Origin of the sequence: Acinetobacter sp. AG1, assembly GCF_001005525.1 — a bacterium.
GTDB lineage: Bacteria > Pseudomonadota > Gammaproteobacteria > Pseudomonadales > Moraxellaceae > Acinetobacter > Acinetobacter modestus.
In genome coordinates, this window is sequence record NZ_LBMZ01000085.1 from 1 (window position 1) to 24,730 (window position 24,730).

Genomic DNA, 24,730 nt, shown 5'->3' on the forward strand with positions numbered 1-24,730 from the left:
AATATGAAATCTATACAGTTATCAAAAGCAGATGAATACCATTTGAAACAACGCAATAAAATAGAAACTTTATTTAGCTTGCTGAAAGGGACGTACAATTTAGTGATAACTAGAGAGAGAAGTGTTCCAGGCTATTTAGCTGGCATTTATGCATCTTTGTGTGCTTATCAAATATGTCATCAAAACAAGCCGATGATTAGTATTATGAAAATATCGGATTAAATAGGATTCGGGTTAAATTAATAAGCTTAAATTATAATTATATTTCCGAGTTTAACTCTTATTCCGAATACAATTGTAAGGAAAACTTGCCTTTTAACTCAAACTTATGTAACGCTAATAAAAGGAAGTTTTGGGCAAGTTTATGAGTAATGTTGGAATTTGGATTACAGTTGCGATAGTTCTATTTGTCTTGGGCTCGATTTTTGGTCTGCGTGTGAGTCCTCGAGAAAAAGCGTTAGGTATGATGCGTGATCAAGCTAGAAAAATGGGATTACATCCACGTTTAATCGTCGCTCCTGAGTGGACAAAAATTCCAATGGCTTCTGAAAAGCGTGCCAGTATGGTGGCTTATTATAGTGTACTGATTCCAGAAGGTCGTTTAGCTTTGATGCGTGCAAGAGTCGTGGATGGCAAACTTCAAGTTGTTCAAGGGGATCAGAAATTTAATGATTCACCCATTGCATTAACAGGAGTTTATGCTATTGATATGCAGGCAAACTGTGTCGGGCTATATTGGGATGAAGAAACTGATTTAAGAGCCACTCAGCTTGAAGCAATGAAAGCATATTTACATGAATTAGCTCAGCGCTAATTATTTGATTAATTATAGGAAAAACGATTTATTATGGCGAATACTCCACGCTCTGCTTCAGAAAGCACAGCAGCTCCTACACCTGCTGCAAAGAAACGTGCCTTAGTGATTGTGGAGTCGCCTGCAAAAGCGAAAACAATTAATAAATATTTGGGTTCACAATATGTGGTGAAGTCATCGGTGGGTCATGTGCGTGATTTACCGACAGGAGGCGGGGCGAAATCCACTGAAAAGAAGCCCGCAACTCGTACTAAATTGACCGATGAACAGAAAGCTGAAAAAGCTCAATCCGCACTGATTAATCGTATGGGTGTAGATCCAGAGCATGACTGGATTGCACACTATGAAGTGCTACCAGGTAAAGAACATGTGGTTGCTGAACTAAAAAAACTCGCCAAAGATGCAGATGCAATCTATCTCGCAACGGACTTGGATAGAGAAGGGGAAGCGATTGCTTGGCATTTAAGAGAAGTGATTGGTGGGGATGATAGTCGCTACCATCGTGTGGTCTTTAACGAAATTACCAAGAATGCCATTCAAGAAGCATTTAAACAGCCAACACGACTTGATTTAAACCGTGTCAATGCTCAACAGGCGCGTCGTTTCCTCGACCGTGTGGTGGGCTTCATGGTGTCGCCATTACTTTGGGAAAAGATTGCCCGTGGTCTATCGGCAGGACGCGTGCAGTCAGTTGCTGTAAAACTAGTGGTTGAACGTGAACGTGAAATCCGTGCATTTATTCCAGAAGAATACTGGCAAGTTTTTGCAGATACCATTTCCAAGAAAGAAGACATTCGCTTAGAAGCGGTTAAGCAAGCAGGTAAAACACTTAAGCTTAAAAATAAAGCCGAAACTGATGCGTTATTGAACGTATTAAAAGATGCTGAATATAAAGTGGCGTTGCGTGAAGATAAACCAACCAAAGTTAATCCGAGCGCCCCATATATCACTTCAACCTTGCAACAAGCTGCGAGTACGCGTTTAGGTTTCTCCGTGAAGAAAACCATGATGCTGGCGCAGCGTTTGTACGAAGGTGGTTTCATTACCTATATGCGTACAGACTCAACCTTTTTGAGTGATGATGCTGTGAATATGGTGCGTAACCACATTCAACAAAATTTTGGTGAAAAATACGTCCCTGCCAAGCCAAATCGCTATGGTAATAAAGCGGGTGCACAAGAGGCCCATGAAGCCATTCGTCCTTCAGATGTTGGTTTGACTGGCGATAAACTTGCAGGTGTCGAGCGTGATGCACAGCGTTTATATGATTTGATTTGGCGTCAATTTGTAGCCTGTCAAATGACACCAGCAGAATATTTATCTTCGACGTTAACAGTTGAAGCGTCAAATGTTGAGTTAAAGGCGAAAGGCCGCACACTGGTATTTGATGGTTTTACCCGTGTTCGAGGTGCCAATAAATCTGATGATGATATTTTATTGCCTGCGGTGAAAGTTGGTGAAGTCCTTAAGTTAGAAAAACTTGATCCGAGTCAGCATTTTACCAAGCCGCCTGCACGCTTTACTGAAGCGTCTTTGGTGAAAGAGTTAGAGAAGAAAGGTATTGGTCGTCCATCGACTTATGCTGCAATTATTTCAACCATTCAAGAACGTGGTTATGTAAAACTGGAAAACCGTCGTCTCTTTGCAGAGAAGATGGGTGAGATCGTTACAGACCGTTTGGATGAAAGTTTTAATAACCTGATGAATTATGCCTTTACCGCTGATTTAGAAGGTCAGTTAGACCGTGTCGCAACGGGTGAGCGTAATTGGAAAGAGTTACTGGATACCTTCTATGGTGATTTCAAGAAACGTTTGACCAATGCTCAGGGTGAGAACGGTATGCGCCGTAATCAGCCAGTTGAAGTTGCCGATGTACCTTGTCCTGAATGTTCGCGCCCAATGCAAGTGCGTACTGGAACAACAGGGGTATTCTTAGGATGCTCAGGTTATAACTTACCGCCAAAAGAACGTTGTAAGGGCACATTAAATCTAACGCCTGTCGAGTCTTTGGCTGCATTGTCAGATGATGATGGTGCTGAAACAGCAGATTTGATGTCTAAACATCGTTGTCCTAAATGTGGTACTGCAATGGACAGCTATGTGGTGGACGGTGGTCGTAAACTACATGTTTGCGGTAACAACCCAGATTGTGATGGCTACGAACTGGAAGAAGGCGAGTTTAAGATTAAGGGCTATGATGGTCCAACCATTCCATGTGATAAATGTGATGGTGAAATGCAGTTGAAAACGGGTCGTTTTGGTCCATATTTTGCCTGCTCAAGCTGTGACAATACCCGTAAAGTGTTAAAGAGCGGTCAACCCGCGCCGCCGCGTGTTGATCCAATCAAAATGGAACATCTACGTTCAGCCAAACACGATGACTTCTTTGTATTACGTGATGGTGCGGCTGGTTTGTTCTTGGCTGCCAGCAAATTCCCTAAAATCCGTGAGACGCGTGCACCGAAAGTCGCTGAATTACGCAGTGTTGCTGAGCAGCTTGATCCGAAATACCAGTTCTTGTTAGAAGCACCAGATGTCGATCCTGAAGGCAATCCAACGGTAGTGAAATTCAGCCGTAAGAACCAAGCACAATATGTGGGTTCTGAGACCGCTGAAGCGAAACAAACCAAGTGGAGTCTGGTGTTCCAAGATGGGAAATGGGTTGAAGCTTAAACATTAAATCTTAAAAAATGCTGGCGATTGCTGGCATTTTTTATAGCATAAAGAAAAACAATAAGAACTTTTGGTTGGGGGAGAAGTTCATGTGGAAAAATATCCGAGTCGCTTGCTTACTACTGGTGTTGTTGATTGTTGCGATCAATGCTTATCGTGATCAAAATCAGGATTGGAATCAGCCGATTAATGTATTGTTGCATCCGATTAATGCCGATGGTTTACCTACAACACAGCAGTATATTCAACAATTGCAGCAAGATGATTTTGCTGAGGTGAAGCAGTATCTGGAAAAAAATAGCCAGCAATATCGAGGGCAAAGCAGCTACTTTATGGTTCAAATCGGACGGGAATTGCAACAATCACCACCGAAGATGTCTGAACAGCCGAGTATTCTGAATAATATTCTATGGAGTCTCAAGTTCCGATTCTATGCATGGAAGCAGCATCAATCCTCAGATGGTTCACCGAGTTTAATTCTATATCTGAATTTCTATGATCCTAAGCAAACACGTGAGTTAAAACACTCGACGGCGCTGGAACGTGGGCGAATTGGATCGGTCAATTTATTTGCATCAGCAAAACAGGCAGAACAGAACAATGTAGTGCTGGTGCATGAGTTACTGCATGGTTTTGGCGCGACAGATAAATATAATTTAAGCAATGGTGAGCCTATTTTTCCTATAGGTTATGCACAAGCGGATAAACAACCTTTATTTCCGCAAGCCGCAGCTGAAATTATGGGTGGAAGAATTCCTTTATCTGAGCACAAAAGTAAAATGCCAAAAAATTTAGAGCAAACGGTGATCAGCATGTTGACCGCAGAAGAAATAGGCTGGATCAAATAAATTGTGGATAAGTTTCGACTTATCCATATCTCTAAAAATAATAATTCAACTGAAAAAAGATCAGTTTAAACATCAATTTTCTGACATTCCGTCATTAATTCTCAACATGCCTTATACAGAACTCAGCGAAAAACACGATCAATATAGAGATATAACATTGATGATAAAAGAGTAAATAATGATGAAAACAGTGGGTAACGATCTGATTCGCAATCAGCTACACGCTGATCGTAAATGGTATCTGTTATTGGGTGTGTTATTGGTTATTTTTGGCCTAGTTCTTTTAGCAGCTTTACCATTTGCGACATTGTCTGCCGTCTTGTTGTTTGGTGTGTTGATGATGTTGGGTGGTATTTTGCATTTTGTTGCAGCATTTATGGTGTTTAAAGGGGGCACGCGTTGGTTGTGGGCCTTGTTTGGTGTGCTGTATTTGGCGGCGGGTTATTTTGCCTTTACCACACCGGTGATTACCGCAGTAGTGCTTACCAGTTTCTTGGCTGTTGCCCTTATTATTGCGGGGATTATTCGTAGCGTAAATGCATTTATTTTACGACCAATTTCAGGCTGGGGCTGGGTACTGTTTTCGGGTATATTGACCCTATTAACAGGGATTTTGATTCTTTCATCACCTGATTCACCGTTCTGGGTGTTGGGAATGTTCCTTGCGATTGATATTTTGTTCCAAGGGATTAATTACCTGACTTTTGCGGGTGCAATTAAGCAGTTGCCGCATAGTTCAACCACAGTTTAAGTAACCAAACTAGAAGTAAGAGCATGTGTCATACATGCTCTTTTTGTTTTTGTAGCAGAAAACATCTCGACTGCTTTAGTCTGTTAAAATAGCGCTTCATTTCTAATTGACCAATTCTATGACGCTTGCCAAGCTAATTGATGAACTGAATCCGCAACAAAGACAGGCAGCCACAACAGTGGCACAAAATTGTCTGGTTTTGGCAGGAGCGGGTTGTGGTAAAACCAAGACGATTGTGGCGAGAGCAGCGTATTTAATTGATCAAGGTTTGCCAGCACAACAGATCCAGATTCTGACCTTTACCCGTCGTGCAGCAAGCGAAATCGTGACGCGTGTTGAACAGCATATGGGCGTGCAGGCCAAAGGCTTACGCGCATCGACATTCCATACCTTTTGTATGTATCTACTGCGTCGTAATCCACGTGCGTTTGGTCTGACCCAGTTCAGTATTATTGATCGGGATGATCAATTGCTGATGTTCCGTTTGTTACGCGGTAAAGACAAGGGTAATGTATTGCCGAAAGCGGCCGAATTGTGTGATCTCTATTCCTATGCCCGTAATACCAAAACCAAACTGTCGGATGCTTTAGTTGAACAGTTGCCTCAAGCGGTCGAGTATAAAGCTCAAATTGCTGAATTGATGAAAGCTTATGAGCAGCGTAAGCAAGAACGTAATTTCTTGGATTATGACGATATTCTGGCGATTGTCGCGGTGCATTTACAAAGTTCACCTGAGTTGGTGAAGTGGGTCACTGGTTTTTGCTCTGCCTTATTGGTTGATGAAATGCAGGATACCAATCCACTGCAATGGGCGTTGTTACAGCCGCTGGTGGGCAAGGTCAAATTGTTTTGTGTCGGAGATGATGCGCAGTCAATTTATGGCTTTCGTGGCGCAGATTTTGAAAATATTCATCATTTTAAAGAACGTGTGCCTGATGCCGAAGTACTGACTTTGGAAATGAATTATCGTTCGACCCAAGGCATTTTAGATTTATCCAATTGGTTGCTGGAGCAGAGCCAAATTGAATATGACAAGCATTTACAGGCTTATCGCGGTAATGGTTTAAAGCCACAATTGCATATCTTGAGCAATGAGTTTGAAGAAGCCAATTGGATTATCCAAGATTTGAATCGTCGTCATATGCAAGGCGCTGCTTGGGCAGAGCACATGGTGCTACTGCGTTCTGGTTTTAGTGGACGTTATTTGGAAGGTGCATTGATTGCCGCGAATATCCCTTATCGCTTTATTGGTGGGGTAAAACTGCTGGAATCTGCGCATGTTAAAGATGTATTGAGCTTACTGCGGGTGAGTGTTAACCCTCAGGATGATTTAGCGTGGATGCGCTTCCTGACGCTTTGGGATGGGGTGGGTGATGTCGGTGCCAGTAAGTTGGCACAGGAGTTAATTCAGCTTTCTGATATCGAAGCACGTTGCCAACGTCTGGAACGACACGGCAAAGTACCACAACAAGCGATTTTAATTTTGATGCAGCTGGATGTGTTACAGCAACATGTCGAAGCCTGCATCGGTCTGGCAATGGATGCATTGAATGAACAGCTAGAAAATAATTATAAAACCAAAGATTGGTCGCGCCGTGTCAAAGACTTTGACTTGGTCAAGCAATTGGCACGTAAACATAGCTCTCTTGGTGAGTTCTTAGAGGAATATGTGCTTGATCCAATTTCTGTTTCAGAAATTGATAAAACTCCAGACCAAGACTTAGTGACGCTGATTACCATCCATTCAGCGAAGGGTACTGAACAAAAAATTTGTTATGTCCCGCATGTTTCTCCGAATCAATATCCTCATGCACGCGCACAAGGCGATTTTGATGATGTCGAAGAAGAGCGTCGCGTTCTTTATGTGGCTTTAACACGTGCAGAGGATGAATTGATTTTGACCAAACAGAATTTAAATTTATGGTCACAAGATCAATATGATGAGCTGGGAAGAAAAATAGAAAGCTACTTCCTTAATGATTTACCTCAACATTTAGTCGATGTTCAGATTCATCGAGATATTCCACGTGCCTATGGTCAAAGTAATCGTTCTCGCGCTGCTGCAATCAATTTAGGTTTTGGGATTGATTTCGATTAAACTAGGCAGATTCAATTTCTTTTGATTCATTGATTAAGTAAATGAATCATCTTTTAGGTTTTAGCATGAAAATTTTAGTTCGTAATTTAGACCGTAATGTGACTGATGCGGAAATTCTCGACTTATTCAAAGCATATGGAAAAGTTGAGTCTTGTGTCGTGGTCAAAGACGAAGCAACGGGTAAATCGAAAGGTTTTGGTTTTGTTGAAATGCCAAATCCACGTGAAGCGATTAAAGCAATTAAAGGTTTAAACACCTTGAAAGTAAAAAGCCAAGGCATTCGTGTCAAAGCTGCGGATGATAAAGCTTAATTATCAATGTTAAAGCAATATACGGCTTTATCAATTGTTGCACCAAATGCTGAGCGAATAGCGAAGAAAATTAAAACGCTTGAGGTTCGCTCATAGCAACCTCGAATGTTGCCACTGAAAGATTTGATGATTGTAGAGAATCAACACTTTCTTTTGAATGATGGGGATGAAGACGTTGGTTTTGCCGTTGCACTGGTAGATATTGAATCAGTGCATCCATGGCAATCTGATGAAGTTGACGCAGCTTGTGCAACGTATTGGACTGAAGGCTATTTTGCTTGGCTCATTAGTAATATTCGCCCTTTCGCCCAACCACTACATACAATAGCAAAACGTAAACTTTATCGTATTGAATTGATGTTGTGAGTGCTATTTGTTTCAGCATCAATTCGCTTTACAATCAGTCTTGATTTAAATGAACTGAAAAAGGGATTTATTATGTCTCGTGTTGCTCGCTACCATGCTGATCGTACCAATCAAAAATTGTATTTTGCCCGACTTGCATGTCAACAAGCTGAGCAAACTGAACATATTCAACAAGCGCAGGCATATCGTGAGGCAGCAGTATTTCATTTACACGGGGCAATTTTAGCGTTTTTACAAGAATTAGTGCGTTATTATCGTTTAAATGATTTACAACCGACGTTTAAGTCGATTGAAGAACAGATGGCATTTAAAGGACAAGTCTCACCAGAAGTTTCTGTATTACAGCAACTTGCTAAAGATGGTTTTATTGCAGAACTCAAACGTGCGTATCGTTTATGTCAGTACGCACCAGAGCCAACAGCACCAGAGCCTGAAAATGAGACCTCATCGAATTTGATTATTAAAGTGACTCAAAGTCCTCAAGCATGGTTACCTGATGCGAAAATATTACGAGAGTGGCATAGAGAGTTAAGCCATTTGATTGACGGTTTTCGTAATGAAATGGTTGAGTTTTAATTCGAATTCAACATAGACTTGAAATATGAGTGAATAGCACTTATATAAATAAGACGTGAGATTGCAAAGTGCAGTAGCGCTTTGCCACCATGTAGAAACATGGAGTAATTGTATGTCAATGCAACAGTTAAAAGAGTTATTTGGTAGCCAAGAGGCCGTTCTCGAGTTAGTTCAACTTGAAGGTGGAGAGCTTGCCTTGCGTAATGCTGGTTCGGAAGCAGAGCCTTTGGTTAAAATTCAATTTAGTGAAGATGTTAAAAAGATTTTGGGTGATCAGACACCAACCGTTGCACAGCATATGATCCAAGCCGCTTTATTTGGTTTGTTGGAAAAACAGATGAATCAGTTACAAGCAGAAGTTGTTGATGAGCAACCGCAGCACTTTAGCTAAAATACTCAGGCTAAATTATTTTATATAAAACGCACCCTTGGGTGCGTTTTTGTATTAAGTATTGGATTTAATGTAACGTACTTTGATGAGCAAGCTCAATTTGGTTCAAGATATGATGACTCATATTCTTCGCCATTTCTTCTTTCGCATAGAAAACTTCACCAATATTTTCATCACGAATAACAGCAGCCTCTTCCTTACTTTCAGCACAAATTAAAACCTGAATTTGGGGGTTGAGTTGCTGCGCAATATCGACAATACGATGAATGTCTAAAATATCCATTGGTGAGATCACCAATAAACGAGCATGTTGAATATGGGCTTGTATGAGTACATAAGGTTCAGTTGCTTCACCGCTTACAGCAGCCATTCCTTGCGCGCGCAGTTTTTCAACAATCTCACGATTTTCTTCAGCAATTACGACCTTGATATTCTGTTGCATCAGGTTTTCACTAATGCGGCGTCCTACACCACCATAGCCAATGATCACCACCTGATCACGTAAATAAGCTTGATCAACTTCATCTGGAAGCATGGCAAGCGGGTCGCCACTGCGTTCTAATAAGCGAGCTAAATGTGAGCGTTCTCGTATCCAGCGTTGAGCGGGTTCAATCGCTGAAAATACAAATGAATTTAAAGTTATTGAAAATAATGCGCCAGCAAGAATCAAGTTTTGTGCGTCTGGGGTGAGTAGACCAAGTGACAAGCCCAATGTTGCTAAAATAAATGAAAACTCACCAATTTGTGCCAAACTAGCGCCTACAGTGAGAGCTGTATTAATTGGGTAGCGGAAGAATAAAACTAAAGCCATCGCTGCTAAAGTCTTACCAATCATGATAATGGCAACGACAGCTAAAATATGTAAAGGTTGTTCAATCAAGATTTTTGGATCGAATAGCATTCCCACCGAAACAAAAAATAAGATCGCGAAGATTTCACGCAATGAAAGCGTCTCTTCCTCTGCTCTATGGCTGAAATCGGACTCTTTTACAACCATGCCGGCAAAGAAAGCACCTAATGCCATTGAGACACCAAAGATTGCATAAGAACCATAAGCAATAGAAACGGCAGCAGCAACGACGGTAAGTGTAAATAATTCACGAGAACCTAAACGAGCAACCAATTGCATAATTTTGGGGATTAATCGCTTCCCAATAATCAGCATGAAGGCGATAAAACCTGTTACTTTGAGTAATGTTAGGCCGATGGTGATCCAAATATTTTGAGAGGTATCCGTTCCAGCTAATGGGTGTCCACCAAGTAGAACAGCTGTTGCAGGTAATAAGACCAAGACCAAGACCATAACAAGATCTTCAACCAAAAGCCAACCCACTGCAATTTTGCCATTTACAGAGTCGAGTAAACCACGATCACTCAGTGCTTTGAGTAATACTACGGTACTTGCACACGATAAACTTAAACCAAAAATCAGTGCAGAACCAAAACTCCAGCCCCAAAACATAGATACAGCGACACCTAAGAGTGTTGCTACAGCGATTTGTAAAATCGCACCGGGTAGGGCGATACGACGAACGAGTAATAAATCATTGAGGGAAAAATGCATCCCTACGCCAAACATTAAGAACATTACCCCGAGTTCGGCAAGTTGATTGGCGAGATGTATATCTGCCACGATACCTGGGGTGTTTGGGCTTATAATAATACCTGCTACCAAATAACCAATTAATGGTGGTAGACGTAAACGTGCGGCAATATAGCCAAAAATAAGTGCTATACCGAAACCGACGGCAAGTAATATAATTAAATCAACATCATGAGGCATTGAAACTCCTTAATCATTGCGGTTAAGGTACAAATAATTCAGCATAAAACATGCCAAGAAAACAGCGAATAAATTGTAACAAGTAAAATCGGATTTGTTGATGACAATTTTTTTATTTATCAAAAAAAATTATGAAATAGTTATTCATTTTATTTTTGCTAAAACATTTTTTTAGCAAAAAAAACGACTTCAGTTGAAGTCGTTTTTTTAAGAAAACTAAAATTATTTAATTTTAGCTTCTTTGAAGATTACGTGTTGACGGATTTTTGGATCAAATTTTTTGATTTCCATTTTTTCCGGCATAGTACGTTTGTTCTTAGTAGTGGTATAGAAATAACCTGTACCAGCTGTAGAAACGAGGCGGATTTTATCACGCATTGTTCAGACTCCTTAGATCTTTTGACCTTGAGCACGGAGATCAGCAACAACTTTCTCAATACCCAATTTATCAATAATACGCATACCTTTAGTGGTTAAACGAAGACGTACAAAACGCTTTTCGCTTTCTAACCAAAAACGGTGGTGGTGCAGGTTCGGCTCGAACCGGCGTTTGGTTTTGTTGTTTGCGTGCGATACGTTGTTACCAACGATAGGACGCTTGCCGGTAACTTGGCAAACCTTAGACATGGTGAACTCCATTGCTAGTTTATATAGCACCGTTTCGTGCAACTAGCCATTCAAGTAAACGGATGAAATCATTCAAGGGGCGTTTTATACCAAAAATACGATTAAAAGACAAGCGAATTTGGTAAAAACAGGGCATGATCTAGTGTGATAGATCATGCCTTGATCAGCTTAACGGAATAGTGTTTTCAAAAGCAGTTTATGCGTTGGTTTGTTGTACGGCGGCAGAATGAATTTTAAACTATAAAGTTTAGGGCTAACAGGGTTAGACATCATTGAGCGTTCGTGAGAGAAGCTGAAGAAGCCTTCTTTACCATGATATTTGCCCATACCCGATGCACCAATACCACCAAATGGTAGATCATCTTGCGCTACATGAGTGAGGGTTTGATTAATACCAAAATGCCCAGAATGAGTACGTCCTGCAACATAATCAGCACGAGCCATATCAATATCAAAATAGTAGAATGCAAGTGGACGTGGTCGACTATTGATAAATTGAAGCGCATCTTCAATATGTTCATATTCTAGAATAGGAAGAATTGGACCAAAGATCTCATTCTTCATGATTTCCATTTCTGTGGTTACGCCTGTGAGTAACGTTGGTGCAATTTTACGAACTTCAGTTAAAGATTCTTTCTTGCTGTTTAACTCGACGATCGTCGCACCTTGATCACGTGCATCTTCTAAATAGCCTTGAAGACGATTGTATTGTTTGTCATTCACAATTGACGTGTAATCTTTATTGTCACGTAGTGTTGGGTACATCGTATTCACAAAGTCGTTATAGTGCTTGGTGAATTCTGCCGTTTTGCCTTTAGGTAGGAACATGTAATCAGGTGCAACGCAAGTTTGACCTGCATTCCAAAGTTTACCTACCGCAATACGTTGTGCTACATCACGAATATTCATTGCTGAATGTACGAGAGCTGGTGATTTTCCACCTAGCTCTAGAATCACAGGCACTAAGTTCTGTGATGCTGCTGCCATCACGGTTTTGCCGACAGAAGTTGAACCTGTGAAAATTAATTTATCAAATGCTAAATGACTAAAGGCATCTGAAATCGCGCCACCACCATTGATAACACTCACAAGTTCCTGAGGAAATACTTCTGCAAGTGCATTTTCTAATACCATCCCAAAATGTGATGATGCGCTCGAAATTTTGATCATGGCATGGTTGCCTGCAGCGATTGCACAGATCAATGGGCCAACTGAAAGTAATAATGGATAGTTCCATGGTGCAATAATACCAATCACACCTAATGGTTGATATTGTACCCAGCCTTTTGCAGGTTGGTGTAACATGCTGATATGGCGCTTAGAGGGTTTCATCCACTCTGTTAAGTTCTTGCTATAGTATTTGATATGTTCTAAACATGTTAGAACTTCGCCAATTTTGGTTTCCATAATGGCACGATTGCCATAATCTTGACTAATTGCGTTAGCAAATTGATCTTGATATTTTACCAAGATATTTTTAAGTCGAGCTAAGCGTTCAATACGTTCTTTGGCGCTTGGCACAGGATGGCGTTGGTAAGCTGCTTTTTGCTGTTCAAGCAAATCATGTAGCCGTTTCACATCAACATGAGGTGTCATAGCGGTTGTTTTTGTTTGACTGTTCATAGGAGTGGACCAAAAGAAAGCTTATTATTTTTTAATTTTTAGAGTAAATACTCTAAAGTGTCAAGTCGCTTTATAGGTTTGTTTTATAACCTATTGATAATGTTATAGATGGTTAAACTCAATGTCGCACGCTAAACCGAATAAAACAAAAGATCGAATTCTGCAAATCAGTTTGCAGTTGTTTAATGAGCGTGGAGAACGTTCGGTCACAACCAATCATATTGCTGCTGAACTCGGAATTAGCCCAGGCAATCTGTACTATCACTTCCGCAATAAACAGGAAATTATTAAAGAATTAGCACAGCAATATCAGGCTGAAACCTTGGAGATGTTGGCCTTGCCAACGGATCGACCTTTAAATGCCAATGATAAAATTAGTTATTTCCAAGTTTTGAGTAATCAGTTGTGGGCTTATCGCTTTATTCACCGTGACGTCTATCATCTTGTTGAAAATAATGAAGACTTCAGAAAAATTTATCCTCGTTTTGCTGGGCAGGTGATGCAGCAAGGGCAAAAAATTTATCGTGCCTTTGTCGATGCCGGTTTGATGAAGATGACGGATTCAGAAATTGAAGCTTTGATTATCAACTTGTGGATCGTGCTGACCAACTGGACTAATTTCCTGTACATGTCGGGTCATATTAGTGATAACAATCGTTTAGAAGAAAAATGGGTATGGCAAGCTTTACGACAAATGGTATTTTTGGAAGGCCCTTATTTAATGGGCGAAAGTCGTCAAACTTATGAACAATTATTGAAATCTTTGGGACCGTCGGACTTATTTGCTAGTTTATCTAATCTTAAAAATGATGATGATGAATAAGTAGGTATTTAGTCATAGACAAAAAAGAGCTAGAATGCTCGGCTTGATTTTTAATTTTGATTCCAATAAGTGATATTAACCACATGAACACGACGACCGCCCACACTGCACGATTATTGATTACTTGCGAAGACAAGCCGGGAATCGTGCAAGCCGTATCGAGCTTTTTGTATCATCAGGGAGCAAATATTACCGCACTTGATCAGTATGCTACAGAAGCTCAAGGCGGACGTTATTTCATGCGTGTTGAGTTTGAACTTGATCATTTGCATTCTCGCAAAGAAGCATTGATGCAAACCTTTGCTGCCAACGTTGCTGAACGTTATGAAATGCAATGGAAACTCACTTTTGTGGGTGAATTAAAGAAAGTGGGTATTCTGGTTTCTAAAGTGGACCACGCTTTATTGGAATTGTTATGGCGCCATGCACGTGGTTCATTGCCATGTGAAATTACCCAAGTCATCTCAAACCATCCAGATTTACGTGAATCGGTTGAAAACTTTGGTATCCCATTCCATGTTGTACCAGTCAATAAAGATAATAAAGTAGAAGCTTATGCGCAAATTGATGAAATGATGCAGGGCAATGATCTATTGATCTTGGCGCGTTATATGCAGATTTTGAGTGAAGACTTTGTTGCCAAGTGGGAAATGAAGATTATCAATATTCATCATTCATTCTTACCTGCTTTCGTAGGGGCAAATCCTTATAAGCAAGCTTATGAGAAAGGGGTGAAGTTGATTGGTGCAACAGCACATTACGTGACTGCTGATCTCGATCAAGGCCCAATTATTGAGCAAGATGTTGAACGTGTTAGCCACGATTACAATGTAGAGCAATTACGTGAGTTAGGTGAAGATGTTGAACGTAACGTATTGGCTCGCGCTGTAAAATGGCATTTAGAAGATCGTATTATTGTAGATGGTAATAAAACGGTTGTTTTCTAAATCAAATAGATTTTTAAAAAAGCATGCTTAAAAGCATGCTTTTTTTATGCTAACAATGTTATGTTATAATATTTTATTTTAATAAGTGTAAATTGATCAATCAATTAAAAGATGTTCACAAAAAAATAGTTGCAAATGAAAACACTTCTCATTTATTATTACGCCACTTTAATTGTTCTATCCGATGATTGAAATCGTTTTTCACTTTTTAAAGATTTCACCATCTATTAGGTACTTAGATTCTTATGAGTCAATCTCCTGCGATATTGAATATGCCACACTCGATGAAAAAGAAGATCATCACTGCACTTGTTGCGGTTGTGATTGGACATGCAGGAGTTCTGTGGGCAGTTAGCCACATGAAGCCAATTGAACTAAAACCAATTGAGAAAAAGCCACTAAAGGTTAAGTTTGTTAAAATTACGGAACCACCTAAACCAGAACCACCTAAGCCGAAAGAAAAGCCAAAACCTGAACCTAAAAAGGAAGTGAAAGAAGTAAAAGTGATTGATAAGCCTTTACCTCCACCACCGAAAAAGGTTGAAAAAGTACAACAGGTCAAAGCAGAAACACCAAAAAAAGTAGTGCAAAAGACTGAACCTAAAGTTGAATCCAAAGTTGAAACGAAGGTTGTTAGTACAACTGTGACAGAAAAGCCAGTGGAAAAACCACAGCCTGTTGTACAACCAGAGGCGCCTAAAGCACAGCCAGCTGCTGATTCTTCACCAAAACGAGTTTCTATAGGGGGGACAGGTATTCAATGGAGTAGATCTCCAAGAGTATCATTTACTCCGAAAGATTTAGAAAATCAGACACGCTTAATTACGATCTATATCGAGGCAGATGAAAAAGGTAAAGTAACTAATGCTCGAATTACTCGTAGTAGTGGTTTACCGAGTCTCGATGAAAAGGCTTTACGCGCTGTTAGAAGTTCAAAGTTTAAACCGTATATGGAAAATGGTATTGCTTATCCAATCAAAACAGAGCAACCGTTTGAATTTAATCCTTAATAAATTTGCGTCCTAGTGACAGATTAAATCAGGAGTTCGTATATGAACTTTTCAGTTTATTGGCAACATGCAGATGCAGTGAGTAAAACCCTGTATTTCATCCTTTTAGCAATGTCGATTGCAACGTGGACGATCTTTATTCTACGTCTATTAGGAACACGCCAATTAAAACAACAGGCTTACAGTCAACTTATTCAAGCTTTGGCTAAGCTTAAATCTAAGTTACAGCCTTTGACCTTTGAACAACGTAAAGCGGTTGCTGAGCAAGCTTTACTTCGTCAAATCTCGGCTGAAAAATCTCAAGCAGAAAAAGGTGTATCTGTTCTTGGAACAATTGCTTCGCTTGCACCATTTGTGGGTTTGTTTGGTACTGTTTGGGGTATTTTCCATGCACTTGTTGCTGTAGGTACGAGCGGTCAGGCGGGTTTGGCTCAAGTCGCAACTCCTGTTGGTGAAGCATTGATCATGACTGGCTTGGGTTTATCTGTGGCGATTCCTGCGGTATTGGCTTACAACATTTGTGTACGTTTCAATCGTGGTTTAGCGCATGATTTACAAGATCAAGCACATAGCTTGTTAATCGATACGATGTTGCAGCAAGAAACACCTGCAAAGACAGAAACTAAAGCGACTCAACAAAGTTTAGTTGGAGGTCAAGCTTAAGATGGGCTTTCAATTGGGTGAAGACCACGACAGTGGCATGAATGAGATGAATCTCATTCCTCTGATCGACATTATGTTGGTATTGATGATTATCTTTTTAGTCACAGCAACGGTTGCTAACCCATCAATTCCATTAGCTTTACCAAAAACAACCGCTGACATTGTAGACCCACCACCAAAAGCAATCACCATCAGTATTAATGAAAAAGGTGAAGTGGCATGGGATGCTCAAATTATTAGTTTGGATGAGTTACAGACGCGTTTCCAAGAAGCAGGAAAAGCAGAAACAAAACCGACAGTACAGTTACGTGCTGATAAAGAATCAAAATACGATACAGTAGCACAAGTCATGTCACGGGCGAGTGAAGCAGGGCTAAGTGATATTGCATTTGTGAGTGAAAACTAAAATTTGTTTCATAAAAAAAGCAACTCAGTGAGTTGCTTTTTTTATGCTTATTCTGTTTTGAGTAGTTCGAGATATTTTGACCGTAATTTTGACAGTTTTGGGGGAATGCTAAAATTGCAGTAACCTTGTGATGGATTACGGGCATAAAAATTTTGATGGTATTCTTCAGCAGGGTAAAATGTTGGTGCTGGGCTAAGTTCAGTTACGATATTGAGACCATCATTTTCTAAATCTTGAATAATTTTCTCCGCTTGTTGCTTTTGTTCATCATTAAAATAATAGACAACAGAACGGTATTGGGTGCCAATATCATTACCTTGACGATTTAAAGTAGTTGGATCATGGGTGGTAAAGAAAACATTTAGGAGTTGAGTATAATTGATTTGCTGTTCATCAAAGTCAATCAATACAACTTCTGCATGTTGAGTATTACCTTGGCAAACTTGATCATAACTTGGATTGTGAACGATACCACCAGCATAACCACTCACAACTTTTTCGACGCCTTTTAGTTGTAGAAAAACAGCTTCTACACACCAAAAGCAACCTCCACCGAATAATGCTTGTTGCATAAATTTTCCCAATTTTTAATTCTAAGAATACTAATAAAGTATACGAAGTCACTGAAAAGTAAAAGCCCATCATCAATCAGAGATTTAGCTTTTTATGTCACAAAATCAAATAACTGATTCAGTATCCCTTATAAATTTCATAAAAATTCACCTAAGCCTTAGCATATTTTTCCTATGTATTCATGATATGGCATTTCTATCCACGATCTTGCAATAATTTACGAGTGCTATTGTGGATTCGTGATCATCAAGTGAATGTATATATCTTGATTGATTTAAATCAATCAAGATGGACTATAGAAGGAGATTGAGTATTGTTTTGTTAAAAAAACTAAATGAACTAATTTGTTTTTGGTAATCCATGTCGAATGATTTTCGAAAAATATTCACTGGATTGATCTGGTTGTTGTTCGTATTTTTCAGCACGTGTATTAATCCATGCCAATTGATACCATTCTTTCATACTATAATTTTGATTGAGTGCTTGTAGATCAAAAAGATAATTGGGTAGATAGCCTGAGGCCAGTAAACGATAATCTTTAGGTAAAGTTTGTGGGTTGATCGCTTGGATCATGTCAAAAACGAGCGTTGTACAGTTACTTGTAAGTGTGTTGTACCATTTTGCTTCAGCACGTAATTCATCTGCTTTATGTAGATATTCGATAAATAGCGCTTTACGTTCGGTCTGAGGCATTCTTATTGGAAATAAATAAACTTGTTCATGACGAATATTGCTTCGCGTATAAATCAGATCTTTTTCATCAGAAGCCACTAAACTGAGTTCATATTTACGGAAGAAACCACCAATCGCGGAAAATTCTTCTCCTTTTTCTTTGCGAATCTCGATAGAAAAAACCAAAGGTTTTTGATCTGAGAAATCGAAACTCACTAACGTATGCGCGATTTGAGGTCCCATCCAGTAGGATGTGATGACATTGACGCCTGTAATTTTATCTAGGTCAATTGTACGATTTTCCCAACGAATGTCATAAGTGCCGTCTTTATGCCAATTAAAATTACGCACATTATGCAGCTGTACTAGATTGCCTTGCTTTTGGTAAGTAAGCTGCTCAGCAACTTCAGGATTCCAGTCACGATCTTGGCGAGCCTCTAATGAAAAATACCAGACCAGTGAACAGGCGAAGGCAACACAGTAAATTAAAATATCAGTGCGGCGACTAAAAATATGCCCACTGACATAAACACCAAGTAGGCTGAGTGCAAACAGTGCCCAAAGAATGATAATGATTCGGCTAAAGATTGTTCCAAAAGGATGTTGAATCCAGAATGCCAGACATAACCAGATACTTGAGAGGATCACAAATAAGGCAAAAAAACTGTGTAATAGTCCAATGCCTAGCGCCAGTAAAAACTCACGTGATCCAATATTATGCATGATGACGCGCGATCCATTTTTTATTTTTGGTAGGTCGCAAACTCGAAAGCAATATTTGATTTTTCATCAATGTGTTGTTCTGAGTTTACTTTGCGAAAATCCTCAGAGATTTTTGGGTAATGTGCATCACCTTGTACATCTAGATCAACATGGGTTAATTCAAGACGATCAGCAATTGCGAGGGTCTGGGTAAAAATCTCTCCACCTCCAATAATAAATAAAGATGCTTTTTCAGAGTGTTGTACGTCTGTAAGTGCATGAGTTAAAGCATCTTCAATGCTATGAGCAACCTTAACACCCTCAAATTGCCATTCTAAATCACGCGTGATGACCCAATTCACCCGATTGGGAAGAGCACGTCCCATAGACTCTAAAGTTTTACGCCCCATCAGTACGACACCGCCTTGAGTAATCGCTTTAAAGTGTTTGAGATCAGCAGAGATATGCCACGGTAAAGCATTGCCCTTGCCAATACAGTTGTTTTTATCCATTGCGACTACGTGGACAACTTCAATACCTTGCCATGCCATTTTATATTCTCTCTGATCTATTTAAACTGCGACGGGTGCTTTAATAGCAGGGTGTGACTCATAGCCAATAATTTCGATATCCTCAAATTTGAAGTCAAAAATATCAGTAATTTCGGGATTGAGTTTTAATTGACATAAGGGTAGAGGCTCACGTGTAAGCTGTAATTGTGCTTGCTCAAAGTGATTGGCGTATAAATGAGTATCACCACCTGTCCAAACAAAGTCACCTACACCTAAGCCGCAAACTTGAGCAATCATATGTGTAAGTAGGGCATAACTGGCAATATTAAATGGCACGCCTAGAAAAACATCTGCGCTACGTTGATACAATTGGCATGACAGTTTGTTATCTTGTACGAAAAACTGAAACAGGGTATGGCAAGGTGGTAAAGCAACTTTAGCTGCTTCATTTGGGTTCCAACCCGAGACGATCAAACGACGTGAATTGGGATTAGTTTTAATTTCATTCACAAGCCATTGAATCTGATCAAAACCATTTTGCTGATAGCTACCATCTTCATTCTGGGTTGCGCCAAAGTTACGCCATTGATGCCCGTAAACAGGACCAAGTTCACCCTCAGGGCGACCAAAACGTGCAGTTTGTTCTGCGGTTGCCCATTCATCCCAAATGCTGACTTTATTATCTTTGAGATATTGAACGTTGGTATCACCTTTCAGGAACCATAGTAGTTCAATCACAATCGAACGGAAGTGGACTTTCTTGGTGGTGAGCAGTGGAAAGCCTTTAGAAAGATCAAAACGCATCTGATGACCAAATACTGAACGTGTACCTGTGCCTGTGCGGTCACCTTTGTCGCCGCCATTGTCGAGGATATGTTGTAAGAGGTTCAGGTATGTTTGCATCTTCACGCCTATCTTTGCTTTTAATCGCGCTGATTTTATCAGAATTTATGTGATAAATATCTTTTCAATTTGGCGACACTGATTGTCGCAGTCTAATTCTTATGCTCTATTCTAATATAGCTGATTGTTTTATATTAGATTCTATAAATAACGATATGGATAATGAGTACAATGAATTTTAAAGTAGAAAGTTTGCCGAACAGTTTGCAGCCATTCTTAGAAAAAATTTCAGCTACTATTTTGCCAACAGTAACTTTACAGCTCAGTTCAAACGATGCTTTGACTGTATGGCAAAGTAAGATTGGGGGAGAACCGTACCTACCTTTAGATACTGCTTATCCTTTAGATTCTAATGGCAATCCTCTTGCTTTATTGGCCCAGTTTAATTTTGCGGAAATTCCAAGTTTACCTAATTTTCCAGACAAGGGGATTTTGCAGTTCTATATTGCTGCAGATGATTTGTACGGGATGAATTTCGACGACCAACAGCAGCAATCTGGTTTTAGGGTTTTGTACTTTGATCAAGTGATTGAGGATGCATTACAATTAAAACAGGACTTTTCTGAGTTTGAGTTGGGTGAAGAGGATTATTTACCTTTTACTGGACAATACTCGATTGAATTTACCTTAACCACGCAACCAATCAGTTTGGGTGATTTCGCTTTTGCGCCGAAAATCTTAGGGACTGAAGACCTTTATGGTTTTGAAGATCAATTTGAGGGTGGTGATTTTGAAAATGATTTCATTGAACCTTATCATGAACTTTTATCTGCAAGTGGGCACCGTTTAGGAGGTTATCCATTTTTCACCCAAACTGATCCACGTCAATATAATGCAAATATTCAGGATTATATTCTACTATTTCAGTTGGATAGCGAAGATGCAGAGAATGAGATTATGTGGGGAGATTCAGGTGTGGGGAATTTCTTTATTCATCCAGAAGATATAAAGAAACGAGACTTTTCCAAAGTGCTATATAACTGGGATTGTTGTTAAATAAAAAAGCGGATGATCACTCATCCGCTTTTTTATTTTAAAAACTTATTCACTGATGAAAGTAACTTTGCCATCAGTCAAAGACTCAACACGCGCTAAAGATTCAACACGATAGCCTTTTTCAAGTAACACATCACGACCTGGTTGGAATGACTTTTCAATCACGATACCCACACCAACAACCTCAGCATTTGCTTGGTGAATCAAATCGATTAAACCTAATGCCGCTTGACCATTTGCCAAGAAGTCGTCAATCACAAGTGCCTTATCTGTTGCGTTAAGATGCTTGTTCGAGATCGCGATAGTGCTTTCAGTTTGTTTGGTGAAAGAGAACACTTTAGAACGGTAAAGATCATCTTTGAGTGTTAAAGATTGGTATTTACGCGCGAAAATTACTGGAACACCCAGCTCCAAGCCAGTCATGATTGCAGGTGCAATTCCAGAAGCTTCGATCGTAATAATTTTAGTAATGCCAGCATCTTTAAAACGAGCAGCAAACTCTTTACCAATCTGTTGCATTAACACGGGGTCAATTTGATGATTTAAGAAAGCATCAACTTTCAAAACCTGATCAGATAGAACGATACCTTCATTTAAGATTTTCTGTTCTAAAGCGTACACGGGAGAATCCTCTAAACGGATGCTTTTTCAAGCAAAGGCATATTTTAAAAAGCATCTAAAAAATTGCAAGCTAAAATTGACCAGATGGTTAGTTGGTTTTACCCGAATAGCCTGTTAATAATAAGCCATAAGAAGATTTACCATCATTATGTGCCATTTTGACAGGTAGATAATCAAGTTTTGGTGCTAACCAAAATACCGTATTACGTTCTGGTTTATCGTGTTGCATAACGACTTTAATGGTGCTGAACGTCCCATAATTGGTTTTGATGTTTTCAGTGCCTTGCTTAACAAAACGGCGTTCATCTAAAGCTTTTGCATCAGCAATTAAATATTTGGTTCTAAGTGAATTACTTTTTAAATCCTCACGGATTTGCAATTCAGCATTCAGTTCATCTAACGCACCTGCTTGCCATGGGAATGAGCGGGCGGTGTCATCTTTTTTCGTATTCACAACTTTAGTGTTTGGATTAAAGTTAATACTCATCGTATTACTATGAATTAAGATTTTGCTGCTGCGGCTGAACTTTTGTGAAGTAATTTTATTATCCACAAAGCTAAATTGACTCGTTTCCGAGGCTGAGGCAATTCCGCCTGCTTTTGCACTAAACTGGTAGGTCCAATTATTTCCTTGTTGCGAAAGTGTACGTGTCGCCGAACCGAGGTTTTTGTTGTTGTAGCTAAATTGATAGCTTGCTTGGAAAGGTGCCATTGCTAGAGCATGGCTAGACATGCTGACACTGAACAGGGCAGCCGACGTAATACTCACTACTTTCAATAATTTCTTTGTCATCACGCTATATATCCTTTGAATGATCATCAATGAGCAATCATTCATTTATCATTAAGATTTGTGATTATTATGCCTGTAGATTATGAAGAAAAAATCAGGTTTTTTACTCAATGCTTGTTAATTTTTCGTATAAATCATGATGGTATTTGAGTAAGTGGCATAAATCTGAAATTCATACCACCATATTCAATACGATTATTTTCTAGTGTCTTTTTGCTGAATTGGCGTGACTTCTGTGTCATCTAATCCCTCTTCATCAAAGTCATCATCATTTGGCGGATACAAAATGGCAGCCAAATTGACGTTCCCCCAAACAATCAGTTCGGCTGGACGGACTCTGGCGCGGTTTACATGAACTTTGCTCAGCGTTTCAATAATACTCGGTTTCTTTTTAAACCAGCGATTTAAATCTAAATAAAGCAATTCATCTTTGACTGAAACAACTTCAAAATGCTCTAAGATTTTTCCTAGAGGATCTTCATCACGAAATTTTTGGTAATACCAAATCGCAATATAAAATCCCCATTTTTGGAAAATATTCTTAAATGATGCTTCAATCACTTGTGTATTACTAATTTGTTCGAATACCATCAGTTGAACATCTTTATTCATTTCCATTTGAATAAGTTTTAAATCAACGGATAAGGTGGTATGTAAGCCTTTAACATCAATCGTGGAATATAAACGTAGCCATCCATCATATAGATCAGCGTGTAGATCTTGAATAATTCCAACTTTTTCTGTGACATAACGCTCCATTGTCGCATTCACAAATACCTGTGAAAGTGCAAATTCTCTTTCTTCTTCGATGAATTCTTCTGCTTTTTGGTAAACTTTACGTAGACGTTTAACAACGGATGAAATTAGCGTTTGCATAAAAGTTGTTCCAGAAAGTGAATTGATTATAGATTTTTTGATGTTTCTAACTGAACTCAATCATCAACAAATCTGACTGCAATACCACGATCTTTGTATTAGCTAAAAAATAAAAATAAATTTCTGACTTGCAGTGTAGCAAAATTAATTGCTACATTTTCATAAAATGATGGTATGGAAACACTGTGACTATAAGTGGATCACATTTTTTTAATATTTTGAATATTAGTTTGGTTTTATACGGTGATTGCTGTTGGGGATGAGACATATTTTGTCGCTTGAATGCCATGTGGAATAAAAGAAATTTTCGTTCAGTACTGTCCCCTTACTGGTGGCAAGATCCAATTTTTATCGGGGCAGTTGCGTTAGCGATGCTTCTACATGGTGCTGTGCTTGCAATTCAGTTCGCAATGCCATCACCTACAGATACATCAACCAAAGAAATCGCAGTTACGGTTCGTACAAGTCAAGAAAAAGTCAAAGATGCCGACTTCTTGGCGCAAGCTGATCAAAAAGGTTCAGGTGATTTTCGTGAAGCACATCGTATGTCGAGTGATATGCCAGCTCCGATGGAAGCAGATGCGACAACAGGAGAGTCAGAGCTCGAAAGTTTAGAGAAAGTCCAGCAAAAACGAGAATTAAAATTTGAAGAAAAAGTGCTCATGACAGTTTTAAGCTGGCAGAAGCAAGCAGAGCAAACTGAACGTAAAAAAACCTTAGATGAGTTACAGAGTCAATTTCAAGCTAAAGCCGCTATGGTTGCGAGTTTGGAAGCACAATATTTACAACGTCAGCAAAATTTTAGTCGTAAACAGCGTATTAAAACAGTAGATGGGATTCAGGCAAAACAAGATGCGTCAGCAGCTTATCTTGATAAATTTCGTCAGAAAGTTGAACTATACGGTAATCGTTATTATCCAGATGAAGCGAAACAACAACATTTATCGGGTGAAGTACGTTTAATGGTCATTCTGAATGCCGAAGGTGGAATTCGTGCAATTCGTCTTATAGAAAGTTCTGGACATCCCATTTTAGATGAAGCTGCAAAAGCTTCGGTGCGCCGTGGAGCACCTTTTGGACCCTTTGATAACAATATGAAAAAGGACATTTCTGAATTACGAATTATTCGAACATGGCGCTTTGATCCTGTCGATGCGGAATTTGAAGTACATTAAAAAGGTGTACTTCTTTTTATCGTATTTTATAAATTAAATAAAAATTATAAAAATCAATATATTAATTTTTTTAAAAATACATAATTTAAATTATTAAATAAAAAACAAACAATTGAGTTTAATTGTTAAAACTTGAATTGATAATAAAAACAATTATCATTTGCAATATCTTTATTTTTGGAAATATGTGCATCCTT

26 protein-coding genes and 2 pseudogenes are annotated in these 24,730 nt (G+C 39.2%); 17 read left to right on the forward strand and 11 right to left on the reverse strand.

Features of this window, described 5'->3' with window-relative positions; genetic code table 11:
- From AAV96_RS02740 to AAV96_RS02785, 10 genes and pseudogenes are all read left to right on the forward strand, one after another.
- A pseudogene (locus AAV96_RS02740) lies at positions 1–222 on the forward strand (IS982 family transposase); the annotation flags it as partial.
- Between the two features lie 142 nt (positions 223–364).
- On the forward strand, positions 365–814 hold the full coding sequence (locus AAV96_RS02745; protein ID WP_046738239.1) for a hypothetical protein: 450 nt from the start codon (positions 365–367) through the stop codon (positions 812–814).
- A gap of 33 nt (positions 815–847) precedes the next feature.
- Positions 848–3,487 (forward strand): type I DNA topoisomerase, encoded by a 2,640-nt coding sequence (topA, locus tag AAV96_RS02750; RefSeq protein ID WP_046738240.1) that lies wholly within the window; start codon positions 848–850, stop codon positions 3,485–3,487.
- Between the two features lie 89 nt (positions 3,488–3,576).
- Entirely contained in the window at positions 3,577–4,335 is a 759-nt protein-coding gene (locus AAV96_RS02755) for a hypothetical protein (RefSeq protein ID WP_046738241.1), read from the forward strand.
- 178 nt (positions 4,336–4,513) lie between these two features.
- Positions 4,514–5,086, forward strand: coding sequence for an HdeD family acid-resistance protein (locus AAV96_RS02760; RefSeq protein WP_005291616.1), 573 nt, complete (start codon positions 4,514–4,516; stop codon positions 5,084–5,086).
- 118 nt (positions 5,087–5,204) lie between these two features.
- The gene (locus AAV96_RS02765; protein WP_046738242.1) at positions 5,205–7,184 is read left to right on the forward strand and encodes an ATP-dependent helicase; all 1,980 of its coding nucleotides are present in this window, start codon (positions 5,205–5,207) and stop codon (positions 7,182–7,184) included.
- A gap of 65 nt (positions 7,185–7,249) precedes the next feature.
- Complete coding sequence (locus tag AAV96_RS02770; protein ID WP_004802550.1) at positions 7,250–7,495, forward strand: RNA recognition motif domain-containing protein; 246 nt, start codon at positions 7,250–7,252, stop codon at positions 7,493–7,495.
- Positions 7,496–7,501: 6 nt separating this feature from the next.
- Positions 7,502–7,861, forward strand: a pseudogene (locus AAV96_RS02775) (ASCH domain-containing protein).
- A 72-nt stretch (positions 7,862–7,933) separates the two neighbouring features.
- Entirely contained in the window at positions 7,934–8,437 is a 504-nt protein-coding gene (locus tag AAV96_RS02780) for a DUF6586 family protein (RefSeq protein ID WP_046738243.1), read from the forward strand.
- Positions 8,438–8,549: 112 nt separating this feature from the next.
- Positions 8,550–8,828 (forward strand): hypothetical protein, encoded by a 279-nt coding sequence (locus AAV96_RS02785; protein WP_004659064.1) that lies wholly within the window; start codon positions 8,550–8,552, stop codon positions 8,826–8,828.
- Between the two features lie 67 nt (positions 8,829–8,895).
- Here AAV96_RS02785 and AAV96_RS02790 read toward each other — a convergent pair whose 3' ends face one another.
- The 4 genes from AAV96_RS02790 to AAV96_RS02805 form a co-directional block, all read right to left on the reverse strand.
- On the reverse strand, positions 8,896–10,611 hold the full coding sequence (locus AAV96_RS02790; protein WP_004658947.1) for a cation:proton antiporter: 1,716 nt from the start codon (positions 10,609–10,611) through the stop codon (positions 8,896–8,898).
- Positions 10,612–10,833: 222 nt separating this feature from the next.
- A complete protein-coding gene (rpmG, locus tag AAV96_RS02795; RefSeq protein WP_003654787.1) occupies positions 10,834–10,989 on the reverse strand; it encodes a 50S ribosomal protein L33 in 156 nt (51 codons plus the stop codon).
- A 12-nt stretch (positions 10,990–11,001) separates the two neighbouring features.
- Positions 11,002–11,238, reverse strand: a complete 237-nt coding sequence (rpmB, locus tag AAV96_RS02800; RefSeq protein ID WP_004649871.1) for a 50S ribosomal protein L28 — start codon at positions 11,236–11,238, stop codon at positions 11,002–11,004.
- Between the two features lie 168 nt (positions 11,239–11,406).
- Complete coding sequence (locus AAV96_RS02805) at positions 11,407–12,861, reverse strand: coniferyl aldehyde dehydrogenase (RefSeq protein WP_004658946.1); 1,455 nt, start codon at positions 12,859–12,861, stop codon at positions 11,407–11,409.
- Between the two features lie 121 nt (positions 12,862–12,982).
- Between AAV96_RS02805 and AAV96_RS02810 the strand changes: the two genes are divergently transcribed.
- From AAV96_RS02810 to AAV96_RS02830, 5 genes are all read left to right on the forward strand, one after another.
- Positions 12,983–13,684 carry a TetR/AcrR family transcriptional regulator gene (locus AAV96_RS02810; RefSeq protein ID WP_004658944.1) on the forward strand — a complete coding sequence of 234 codons (702 nt, stop codon included), beginning with the start codon at positions 12,983–12,985 and terminating at the stop codon, positions 13,682–13,684.
- Between the two features lie 83 nt (positions 13,685–13,767).
- Positions 13,768–14,631 carry a formyltetrahydrofolate deformylase gene (gene purU, locus AAV96_RS02815; RefSeq protein WP_004658942.1) on the forward strand — a complete coding sequence of 288 codons (864 nt, stop codon included), beginning with the start codon at positions 13,768–13,770 and terminating at the stop codon, positions 14,629–14,631.
- A 245-nt stretch (positions 14,632–14,876) separates the two neighbouring features.
- On the forward strand, positions 14,877–15,641 hold the full coding sequence (locus AAV96_RS02820) for an energy transducer TonB (protein ID WP_046738244.1): 765 nt from the start codon (positions 14,877–14,879) through the stop codon (positions 15,639–15,641).
- 42 nt (positions 15,642–15,683) lie between these two features.
- A complete protein-coding gene (locus AAV96_RS02825) occupies positions 15,684–16,304 on the forward strand; it encodes a MotA/TolQ/ExbB proton channel family protein (RefSeq protein ID WP_046738245.1) in 621 nt (206 codons plus the stop codon).
- A 1-nt stretch (position 16,305) separates the two neighbouring features.
- Positions 16,306–16,710 (forward strand): ExbD/TolR family protein, encoded by a 405-nt coding sequence (locus AAV96_RS02830; RefSeq protein WP_046738246.1) that lies wholly within the window; start codon positions 16,306–16,308, stop codon positions 16,708–16,710.
- A gap of 47 nt (positions 16,711–16,757) precedes the next feature.
- Here the strand turns inward: AAV96_RS02830 and msrA are convergent, their stop codons facing one another.
- The 4 genes from msrA to thyA all read right to left on the reverse strand — a co-directional run bounded on the left by msrA (position 16,758) and on the right by thyA (position 20,072).
- Entirely contained in the window at positions 16,758–17,282 is a 525-nt protein-coding gene (gene msrA / locus AAV96_RS02835) for a peptide-methionine (S)-S-oxide reductase MsrA (protein ID WP_046738247.1), read from the reverse strand.
- A 340-nt stretch (positions 17,283–17,622) separates the two neighbouring features.
- Complete coding sequence (locus AAV96_RS02840) at positions 17,623–18,678, reverse strand: DUF4105 domain-containing protein (protein WP_046738248.1); 1,056 nt, start codon at positions 18,676–18,678, stop codon at positions 17,623–17,625.
- 20 nt (positions 18,679–18,698) lie between these two features.
- A complete protein-coding gene (locus tag AAV96_RS02845) occupies positions 18,699–19,208 on the reverse strand; it encodes a dihydrofolate reductase (protein WP_004658932.1) in 510 nt (169 codons plus the stop codon).
- A gap of 21 nt (positions 19,209–19,229) precedes the next feature.
- Entirely contained in the window at positions 19,230–20,072 is an 843-nt protein-coding gene (gene thyA / locus AAV96_RS02850; protein WP_046738249.1) for a thymidylate synthase, read from the reverse strand.
- A 171-nt stretch (positions 20,073–20,243) separates the two neighbouring features.
- Between thyA and AAV96_RS02855 the strand changes: the two genes are divergently transcribed.
- Positions 20,244–21,068, forward strand: coding sequence for a YwqG family protein (locus AAV96_RS02855; RefSeq protein WP_046738250.1), 825 nt, complete (start codon positions 20,244–20,246; stop codon positions 21,066–21,068).
- Between the two features lie 45 nt (positions 21,069–21,113).
- On the opposite strand, the gene AAV96_RS02860 is transcribed toward AAV96_RS02855, so the two are convergent.
- From AAV96_RS02860 to AAV96_RS02870, 3 genes are all read right to left on the reverse strand, one after another.
- Positions 21,114–21,689 (reverse strand): xanthine phosphoribosyltransferase, encoded by a 576-nt coding sequence (locus AAV96_RS02860; protein WP_004658926.1) that lies wholly within the window; start codon positions 21,687–21,689, stop codon positions 21,114–21,116.
- A gap of 88 nt (positions 21,690–21,777) precedes the next feature.
- On the reverse strand, positions 21,778–22,482 hold the full coding sequence (locus AAV96_RS02865; RefSeq protein WP_046738251.1) for a DUF3108 domain-containing protein: 705 nt from the start codon (positions 22,480–22,482) through the stop codon (positions 21,778–21,780).
- Positions 22,483–22,677: 195 nt separating this feature from the next.
- On the reverse strand, positions 22,678–23,358 hold the full coding sequence (locus AAV96_RS02870) for a hypothetical protein (protein WP_046738252.1): 681 nt from the start codon (positions 23,356–23,358) through the stop codon (positions 22,678–22,680).
- 287 nt (positions 23,359–23,645) lie between these two features.
- Between AAV96_RS02870 and AAV96_RS02875 the strand changes: the two genes are divergently transcribed.
- Positions 23,646–24,533: an energy transducer TonB gene (locus AAV96_RS02875; RefSeq protein WP_005218247.1), complete on the forward strand. Its 888-nt coding sequence runs from the start codon at positions 23,646–23,648 to the stop codon at positions 24,531–24,533.
- Positions 24,534–24,730 lie beyond the last annotated feature (197 nt).

What these genes read in the sequence shown, in the direction of transcription:
- AAV96_RS02865 (WP_046738251.1), bottom strand. Translation starts at nt 22,482, where the DNA reads ATGACAAAGAAATTATTGAAAGTAGTGAGTATTACGTCGGCTGCCCTG.
- AAV96_RS02745 (WP_046738239.1), top strand. Translation starts at nt 365, where the DNA reads ATGAGTAATGTTGGAATTTGGATTACAGTTGCGATAGTTCTATTTGTC.
- AAV96_RS02840 (WP_046738248.1), bottom strand. Translation starts at nt 18,678, where the DNA reads ATGCATAATATTGGATCACGTGAGTTTTTACTGGCGCTAGGCATTGGA.
- rpmB (WP_004649871.1), bottom strand. Translation starts at nt 11,238, where the DNA reads ATGTCTAAGGTTTGCCAAGTTACCGGCAAGCGTCCTATCGTTGGTAAC.
- AAV96_RS02845 (WP_004658932.1), bottom strand. Translation starts at nt 19,208, where the DNA reads ATGGCATGGCAAGGTATTGAAGTTGTCCACGTAGTCGCAATGGATAAA.
- AAV96_RS02855 (WP_046738250.1), top strand. Translation starts at nt 20,244, where the DNA reads ATGAATTTTAAAGTAGAAAGTTTGCCGAACAGTTTGCAGCCATTCTTA.
- AAV96_RS02765 (WP_046738242.1), top strand. Translation starts at nt 5,205, where the DNA reads ATGACGCTTGCCAAGCTAATTGATGAACTGAATCCGCAACAAAGACAG.
- rpmG (WP_003654787.1), bottom strand. Translation starts at nt 10,989, where the DNA reads ATGCGTGATAAAATCCGCCTCGTTTCTACAGCTGGTACAGGTTATTTC.
- AAV96_RS02870 (WP_046738252.1), bottom strand. Translation starts at nt 23,358, where the DNA reads ATGCAAACGCTAATTTCATCCGTTGTTAAACGTCTACGTAAAGTTTAC.
- AAV96_RS02805 (WP_004658946.1), bottom strand. Translation starts at nt 12,861, where the DNA reads ATGAACAGTCAAACAAAAACAACCGCTATGACACCTCATGTTGATGTG.
- AAV96_RS02825 (WP_046738245.1), top strand. Translation starts at nt 15,684, where the DNA reads ATGAACTTTTCAGTTTATTGGCAACATGCAGATGCAGTGAGTAAAACC.
- AAV96_RS02785 (WP_004659064.1), top strand. Translation starts at nt 8,550, where the DNA reads ATGTCAATGCAACAGTTAAAAGAGTTATTTGGTAGCCAAGAGGCCGTT.
- AAV96_RS02810 (WP_004658944.1), top strand. Translation starts at nt 12,983, where the DNA reads ATGTCGCACGCTAAACCGAATAAAACAAAAGATCGAATTCTGCAAATC.
- msrA (WP_046738247.1), bottom strand. Translation starts at nt 17,282, where the DNA reads ATGCAACAAGCATTATTCGGTGGAGGTTGCTTTTGGTGTGTAGAAGCT.
- AAV96_RS02755 (WP_046738241.1), top strand. Translation starts at nt 3,577, where the DNA reads ATGTGGAAAAATATCCGAGTCGCTTGCTTACTACTGGTGTTGTTGATT.
- AAV96_RS02790 (WP_004658947.1), bottom strand. Translation starts at nt 10,611, where the DNA reads ATGCCTCATGATGTTGATTTAATTATATTACTTGCCGTCGGTTTCGGT.
- purU (WP_004658942.1), top strand. Translation starts at nt 13,768, where the DNA reads ATGAACACGACGACCGCCCACACTGCACGATTATTGATTACTTGCGAA.
- topA (WP_046738240.1), top strand. Translation starts at nt 848, where the DNA reads ATGGCGAATACTCCACGCTCTGCTTCAGAAAGCACAGCAGCTCCTACA.
- AAV96_RS02820 (WP_046738244.1), top strand. Translation starts at nt 14,877, where the DNA reads ATGAGTCAATCTCCTGCGATATTGAATATGCCACACTCGATGAAAAAG.
- AAV96_RS02875 (WP_005218247.1), top strand. Translation starts at nt 23,646, where the DNA reads ATGTGGAATAAAAGAAATTTTCGTTCAGTACTGTCCCCTTACTGGTGG.
- thyA (WP_046738249.1), bottom strand. Translation starts at nt 20,072, where the DNA reads ATGCAAACATACCTGAACCTCTTACAACATATCCTCGACAATGGCGGC.
- AAV96_RS02830 (WP_046738246.1), top strand. Translation starts at nt 16,306, where the DNA reads ATGGGCTTTCAATTGGGTGAAGACCACGACAGTGGCATGAATGAGATG.
- AAV96_RS02780 (WP_046738243.1), top strand. Translation starts at nt 7,934, where the DNA reads ATGTCTCGTGTTGCTCGCTACCATGCTGATCGTACCAATCAAAAATTG.
- AAV96_RS02770 (WP_004802550.1), top strand. Translation starts at nt 7,250, where the DNA reads ATGAAAATTTTAGTTCGTAATTTAGACCGTAATGTGACTGATGCGGAA.
- AAV96_RS02760 (WP_005291616.1), top strand. Translation starts at nt 4,514, where the DNA reads ATGATGAAAACAGTGGGTAACGATCTGATTCGCAATCAGCTACACGCT.